The following is a 4,732-nucleotide window of genomic DNA, read 5'->3' on the forward strand; positions in this document are numbered from 1 at the left end:
AAAAAAAGCAAACCACGGTATCTCTTTGTCGGCGTCAAACCTGATGAAAGGATACCGTTTTTATTATGTCTAAAGAACTAATCAAGCCTAATCACCCGAATACTAAGGCGATTGTTGCGGGGAATACGTTAGAGTTTCGTGCGTATGACCACCGAAACACCCAAGCTAACATCAAGAAAATTAGTAAGACTGAATACGTCAATATATCTACTGGTGAAATTAAGCAATTTGAAAATAAGGCTGTGAAGCGAACTGATAACTTGGCATCATTGCGTTCTACTTTTGAGAAGATGCGCTGGATTATCAATTCAAACTTTACTGGTGGGAAGTCTGAGCTTTGGATTACTTTAACTTATGCGGCCAACATGACTGATGAAAAGCAGCTTTCTCATGATATGGACGTATTTTTGAAGCGTCTTAAGCGATACGTGAAGCGAGAGATTGCATTCATCTATATTCCAGAGCCACAGGGACGCGGTGCTTGGCACGTTCATATGCTTGTTAAGGCAGTCGATAAGAAGAAGTTTTATATCGATCCTAATGATTTGTCTGAAATTTGGGGACACGGTTTCGTGAAATTGCGTCGACCAACGATGGCAGATAATCTCGGAGCTTATTTGACCGCGTATTTGGGGGATATGCCATTGTCAGAAGTGGAATCACTAGGAATGGCATATAAGCAGGATATGGTTCAAGTTAAGGGAGCCAAAGGTCACCAGAAGAAGTTTGTTAAAGGTGCCCGTCTTTCACTGTACCCTGCTGGCATGAAGTATTTCCGCACTTCTCACAACTTGCGTAAGCCAACAATTATTAAGTTTGCGGTGAAGTTTGCGGTGATGCAGCAGTTCGGGTTTGACGGACTGGTTCCACGTCATACTGACGATTACACATTTGAATATAAAGACCGTGAGGGAGAGACTGTGACGTCTCACGTTATAACGGAGCAATATAATAGAGCTGACAAAAAGAGGCTCGTAAGAGCCTCTTAGGCGGGTGTAGCGTAGCGTAACCCGCAGTTAACTTGATTATAGTTATACATCTCACCGGCAGTCTGTGCCGATTGCTGATTTTATCGTCTTACTTATGAGTTGTAATGATAATAACGATTTTAAAAATAGCTGCTACTAGTTCGACGATCGCTGTATATAATTCGCCCATTTTGGTTGGCTCCTTTCTTAGGATTACTAATAATATAAGCGTCGTTTTAAGTAGTCGTTATGCTGGTTAGATGTAGTTTGTATAGTCAGCGATTTTATCGCTTAGCTTGATTAACGCGAATTGTGCATCTGGATTGTCGGCATCGTTATATGCTTCGGCAATGTCCATTTCTTCAAGGTCCTTTTTTAGCTGGGCGTCATCGAATTTATGATGAGTGCCTACTCCTTCGAACCAGATCGCTTCTGTGAGAAGGAGCGTCTTGATTTCACGGAACTTATTTTGCATAGTTCTATCGTAATAGCGGCCAATGCTGTTTTGCTTTTGGATTCGTAATGCTTCTTCATATGAATCTGCATTGGTTTCTTTAATTAATTGTGCTCGGTACACCGCTTCTTGTGCGATTGCATCATCTTGGGATAGTCCCATTTGATTAGCTAGCATTTGTACGTCAGCGTCCGTGTATATTGGCAGTGCTTTTCCAGGTTTTTGCTGCTGGAGTGTTGTGTTGTCTTTAACGTACTTGCGCAATGATTGAATGCCGTTTTGGTACCCGTAGTCGCGTACTAAGCGATTAAGCACGTCTTTGAGTGTGTATTTTTCTTTGTTGTCCATGATAGTCTGGAACCCCCTGTTTAATATGTTTTGTATAGTCTAACATAGTCTTAATGACTTTTTCAAGACTATATACAGATGATATAATATAGTCATAAAGAACAAGGAGGTACGTTGTGATGACGGTACCAAACGGAAAGAAAAACAAGCAGGTTTTGTTGAATGATATTGCTAATCTTAAAGAAGCTTTGCGTCCATTGGAGGCAGCTGTTTCAGTTCCTAGTGTGGACTTTGAACCGGTGACTAATGAAGAATTGCGTGAGTTTGCTCTTGTGTTGGCTCGTGTTCGTCCTTCACGTTATTTGCCTGATGAGTATGGTAAGCCTGATGAGATCCTTGAGTTCGTTTTGGACGATATTCAAGTAGGTAAGGGTATGCTTGGTGCTTGGGTAACGTTTGGAAAGCGTATTATTAATGATTTGCATTTTGAAATTGAAGAAGGTGGCTACTAATGGCATTACAGAGTGCACTGTTTCAAAAGACACTAGGTGAGGTATGGGGACTTGATGAAGTTCAAGTAACTCGTGTTTCTCTTGGTTCAGGTAACAAGTATGAAGCAACAGTTGTTCCATATATTGATGTTGTACCTGTTGCTGAGCCAATTCAAAAGAACAAGACGCTAGCTAGTGGTGAAGTTATCGAGGCATGGGTATATCCAGTTAATTACAATGGGGTTGTTTTGGATATTAAAGTTTATGGATCAAAGAAAAATGTTCCGTTGTTTAAGGCGGTGCGTTTCAAGGAGCTTACTGGTGGCCCAACTAGTGGTTCAGACGCTTGGATTAATGCGGATTCAATCGTTGCTTTGAAATCAGATAATTAGTGATGCGACGTCGTTATGATGACAGCAGCTGGGGACAGTTCTTCTTTGATGTGCGTGGTTTGCCGTCATTTTTCGGTAAGTTTAGGCGCTTACAGCGTTTGGTTGATTGGTCTCTGGCTCATGAAAACATTTTGCACTTAAAAAATTGGGACGAGTTGCCTCGTGTCGTGGTCGATAAGGTTGATGATTTTAATGCTGTGTTATCGTTGTCGATTGTTGATGACAAAACTGATGTCATGTTGAAGTTGGCGCCTGCGATTTCGGCGGCATTTCGTGGTCGTGTTGGGGCATGGGTTGCTCGTCCTGGGTATGTGTCAGATGATGAGAATTGGGTACGTTATGAGTTGGTGGATAGTTCTCATTCATATCAATTACGACCTGAAAAACTTGCGGATTACCGGCCACATGGTGACGAGATTAAGCTGGATCAGATGCACTCTGTTCATGCTTCATCTAATTCTGGGTGGATTATTGCCGGGTCGACGGGTAGTGGTAAAAGTATTGAGGCTTTGAATATATTGCTCCAGTTTATGCTGATGCGACGTCGTTCTGGTAAAGATAGTAAAGGTGAAAGTAAAGTTGTAGAAGCACCTTTACTTTACGGTGTAGATTTCAAACGCGGTGAAATGGCAAAGTTGTTTGCAAGTTCTGATTTGCCTCGAGAGAATTGGACGACTGGAGCACCTGGTGAGCCTAATGTGTCATATGTTCTTGATTTAGTGATTGAGCAGCACGAGAAGCGGCAGGCAGAATTGAGCAATGTTAAGTCTATTACTGCAAATTCTTGGAAGATTGGCCATGCGCCTGTCGTATTGATTCTTGAAGAGTTTGGTTCGGGGTTGGCGACTTTGCCTAAGAAAGAAGCTGAGGATGTTGTTCGAAAGGTCAAATTATTGGCCATGCAAGGGAGATCATCATTATCCGGTGGAATTATCCTGATAAGTCAACAAGCCAGCGCGCAAGGTACAGGTCTAACTACTGATATTTTGCAGCAGTTTTCTAATAAGATTGGTAAGGGGCGTATGCGGCCACAGGAGCGTCAATATCTAATGCCTGGTTTTGAGCTTTCTGAGAAGGCTTGGCCTAAAAATTCTGGTTGGGGCTATCTGTTTAACGACGCTCTGAATGTTCCGGTGGAATATAGGGGCATGTTCCCTAATAGGCCTAATGCTGACGAGTGGCTTGGTCAAGCAATTATCAAGGCAATCAATAAGAACATAGCAATTAATGCAAAGCTGGCCAAGGAGTAGTCAGCTGCAGTTGGTCAAGGTGTCGGGGTCCCCGTGTCGGGGGTCGGGCCTTGACCAACATACATACCAATAAGGCTTAGTTTCTGCGGAAGGTACCCTTACCTTCCCACGGGTTCCAGGGATCCCCTGGTTAGGGGATCAAACGGCCTCCGTTTGCCTGGCGGGAGCCCCTGCGGAGCTAAACCAAAATGATATAATCAAGAAAATACGGTAAAGGTAGTCAAATTATGAGTAAAGATAACATTAACGACTTTGACAAGTTGGATCCACTTTTGGATAAGATTGGTGCTACAAAGCCAACTTTATATAAGCGTATGGCAGCGGCTGGAATTGCGGATTGGCATCATTTGACTGATGCGCAAATTGAGGTTTTGTCTCAAGACTTACGTGCTGCTAACGTTAATATCAACTTTAATGAGACTAAGCAAGAAATCATTATAGATGCTGAACGCATGGTCATGGTTTCTCCTGCTGAAGTTGCTGCGAACCCAACTACATTTGCAGCCAAGGTTTCAGAGCAGGATCGTACTATTGCAAAGTTGCGTGGCGTCCAAGATGGGAAGCTTGCTGAACTTAATTCCGTTCGTCAACAGCTGAAGGATTCGAAGCGTGAAATCAGGAAATTAACTAAGCGTAATAAGGCTTTGTTAGACGATAACGAGCGACTTGTTGAGCGTAATGATGTCTTGTTCAATGATAATAAGCAGCTTGTGACGCGTATTGAGCAGGTTGAAAGCTTGTTGAATGCGATTTACGACAAGTTAAATGAAGCTCCAGTTGAAGACAAGCGCTGGTTTAAGGGCTGGTTTTCTAAGTAACAAAAAGACGCTCGTTGTTTTAACGGGCGTCTTAGGTTAATATTGGTGTATAAGTTTTAAAGCAAAAAAAA

General features: G+C 42.5%; 6 protein-coding genes. 5 read left to right on the forward strand and 1 reads right to left on the reverse strand.

All coding sequences use genetic code 11. From position 1 onward, the window contains the following. Positions 1-65: 65 nt before the first annotated feature. Complete coding sequence (locus EST42_RS00005; RefSeq protein WP_134643657.1) at positions 66-989, forward strand: rolling circle replication-associated protein; 924 nt, start codon at positions 66-68, stop codon at positions 987-989. 235 nt (positions 990-1,224) lie between these two features. Here the strand turns inward: EST42_RS00005 and EST42_RS00010 are convergent, their stop codons facing one another. Next, complete coding sequence (locus EST42_RS00010) at positions 1,225-1,770, reverse strand: hypothetical protein (protein WP_134643658.1); 546 nt, start codon at positions 1,768-1,770, stop codon at positions 1,225-1,227. 119 nt (positions 1,771-1,889) lie between these two features. On the opposite strand from EST42_RS00010, the gene EST42_RS00015 reads away from it, so the two are divergent. The 4 genes from EST42_RS00015 (at position 1,890) to EST42_RS00030 (ending at position 4,661) form a co-directional block, all read left to right on the forward strand. After that, positions 1,890-2,222, forward strand: coding sequence for a hypothetical protein (locus tag EST42_RS00015; RefSeq protein WP_134643659.1), 333 nt, complete (start codon positions 1,890-1,892; stop codon positions 2,220-2,222). Further along, complete coding sequence (locus EST42_RS00020; RefSeq protein ID WP_134643660.1) at positions 2,222-2,593, forward strand: hypothetical protein; 372 nt, start codon at positions 2,222-2,224, stop codon at positions 2,591-2,593. Before EST42_RS00015 ends, EST42_RS00020 begins: the two co-directional genes overlap by 1 nt. A 2-nt stretch (positions 2,594-2,595) precedes the next feature. Next, a complete protein-coding gene (locus EST42_RS00025; protein WP_134643661.1) occupies positions 2,596-3,843 on the forward strand; it encodes a hypothetical protein in 1,248 nt (415 codons plus the stop codon). A gap of 227 nt (positions 3,844-4,070) precedes the next feature. After that, on the forward strand, positions 4,071-4,661 hold the full coding sequence (locus tag EST42_RS00030) for a hypothetical protein (protein ID WP_134643662.1): 591 nt from the start codon (positions 4,071-4,073) through the stop codon (positions 4,659-4,661). Positions 4,662-4,732: the final 71 nt, after the last annotated feature.

This window comes from Weissella cibaria (genome assembly GCF_004521965.1).
GTDB lineage: Bacteria > Bacillota > Bacilli > Lactobacillales > Lactobacillaceae > Weissella > Weissella cibaria_A.